Below are 1,804 nucleotides of genomic sequence, written 5' to 3'. Positions count from 1 at the left end.
CGTCCACCGCCTGGTTCATTTAAAGGATATTGAAAAGATGAAAGATTTAATGAAAACTCTAGAGTTAAATAAAAAACAAATCCAAAAGGTAAATGAACTCCGAAAACATTGCGGAAACGACTCAATCATAAATTGGAATCAAAGTGCTTCTATTAATTACATAGAAATGAATGAATTGGATTAGTTGGGGCGCCGTATGCGGTGAAAGCCGCACGTACGGTGCTAGCAGGGGGAAAAGGGAGCGATAACTTCAAACCCTTACCTATCTGTCATGAATAACATTATTTTACAGAAAATTCAATAAAATATGATATGATTATAGATAGAGGAAGAAGAAATCATTAAAGTTGAGGTGAAGGAATGCTATTTAGGCGGCTTAAAGTGATTATCTTTATTTTATGTGTTATACCTCTGCTAAATGGGTGTCGAGTGGTATGGGTTGATGAAAGTAAAGATGAAAAATTTGAACATAACCCAGACAAAGAAATAACCCTTGATACAAATGTAAAGCTGTATAGGAATAAGCTGCTAATTCGCAGTGAGTCAAACTTGCCTGTTGGAACAACCTTAGAGTTTCATCTAAAGCCATACCAAGATGACGTAGACACTATAAAATTTGAGAATTATGATTTAGAACCACAAGATGAAGTGTCTGCATCAGGTACTTCTAAGATAAGAGAGGATGGAAAGATGGAGTCAATCTTTGTTTCAAGACCTGATGAAGGGAAAAGATATAGACTGGAAGTGGTTTTCGACCCAAGAAATCAGTCAAAAGACGTTCAGGAGAGGTTTGGAACACGGGGTGAACTGATGGTATTTAGTAAAGGTGTTACGACTGTTGCAGAAGGTTCAGAAAAAGTGACCATTATTAAAAAAGTTGTAAACATCAAAAAAGTTGGAGAACCAAATGGAATTGGAGCCAAATTGAGTTTAGCTTCATTAAAAGAGTTAAAAGAAGCTAATTTTCTTGAAAAGATTCAACTTACCACTTCTTCAAAGTGATTTTACCAATAATCGGGATATTATCTTCCGTTAAAGGGGGCTTTAATTGAATAAGGCAATATAGAAATGAAAAGACCGATTGCTTAATCGGTCTTTTCTTCGTTCCTACTGCATATAAATTATGTCGTTTATTGAATATTGCTTATTGGCAATACCGAGACGCTGAGCAGGCGTTTTAAAATCCTTTCCCGCACGAGTTATAAAACAGAAATTATAATAGGTCCTGAGAATCGTCATCGCCATCTGTGCGTACTTGGGATTGAAGTTAGAGTAAATATAACTCTTGCCATCTCCACGAGCTGTCGTGAGCGGTCTTTCCAGGATAGATAGCCGTCTTCGTATTTGCTGGATAAAAGTGTTGGTGGCATTATCGTTAACGTTCATTATCATATTGGCGATTTCTCTTGGTTCCACAGAAGAAAGGTTTGTCTTGCAATCTACCCACCGTCTTCCTCTATCTATGGTGGCTAACGGATGTTCAATCGGGTTATCCGCATATTCAAAATGTGTGCCAGTTGGTAAAGTTGTGACCGTCAAGTAGAATGATACAATTTTTGCTGATTAATTTGAGACACTTTGTTCACCAAAAATTGTTTTTCGATGTTTCATTCTCCAACTATCATCATTTAAATGAACTATTTCCACTCGATGTAAGATCCGGTCCAATATAGCTGTCGTGATGGCTTGGTCGCCCAATAGCTCCCCCCATTCTTTAGGTCCTTTATTAGATGTAAGTATAATCGAGGATTGATTATAAAGGTTGTTAATGAGGTGGAAGAACATGTTAGCTTCCTGTTTATCC

3 protein-coding genes and 1 pseudogene are annotated in these 1,804 nt (G+C 37.1%); 2 read left to right on the top strand and 2 right to left on the bottom strand.

The window, feature by feature from the left end; genetic code table 11:
- Together FZC79_RS23500 and FZC79_RS22730 are read left to right on the top strand one after the other, a co-directional pair.
- Positions 1 to 184, top strand: a 184-nt coding sequence (locus tag FZC79_RS23500) for a hypothetical protein (protein ID WP_215727442.1), incomplete at its 5' end; no start/stop codon positions are given.
- A gap of 197 nt (positions 185 to 381) precedes the next feature.
- Positions 382 to 1,002 (top strand): hypothetical protein, encoded by a 621-nt coding sequence (locus FZC79_RS22730; RefSeq protein ID WP_148948894.1) that lies wholly within the window; start codon positions 382 to 384, stop codon positions 1,000 to 1,002.
- A 105-nt stretch (positions 1,003 to 1,107) separates the two neighbouring features.
- On the opposite strand, the pseudogene FZC79_RS22725 reads toward FZC79_RS22730, so the two are convergent.
- Together FZC79_RS22725 and FZC79_RS22720 are read right to left on the bottom strand one after the other, a co-directional pair.
- Positions 1,108 to 1,503 (bottom strand): annotated as a pseudogene (locus FZC79_RS22725) (insertion element protein); the annotation flags it as partial.
- A gap of 60 nt (positions 1,504 to 1,563) precedes the next feature.
- On the bottom strand, positions 1,564 to 1,804 hold a 241-nt coding region (locus FZC79_RS22720; RefSeq protein WP_148948893.1), incomplete at its 5' end, for an ATP-binding protein.

It is taken from the genome of Rossellomorea vietnamensis (genome assembly GCF_008180615.1).
In the GTDB taxonomy this organism is placed as follows: domain Bacteria; phylum Bacillota; class Bacilli; order Bacillales; family Bacillaceae_B; genus Rossellomorea; species Rossellomorea vietnamensis_D.
Note: the sequence above shows the minus strand (reverse complement) of the source record. Positions and strands in the feature narration are given on the sequence as shown.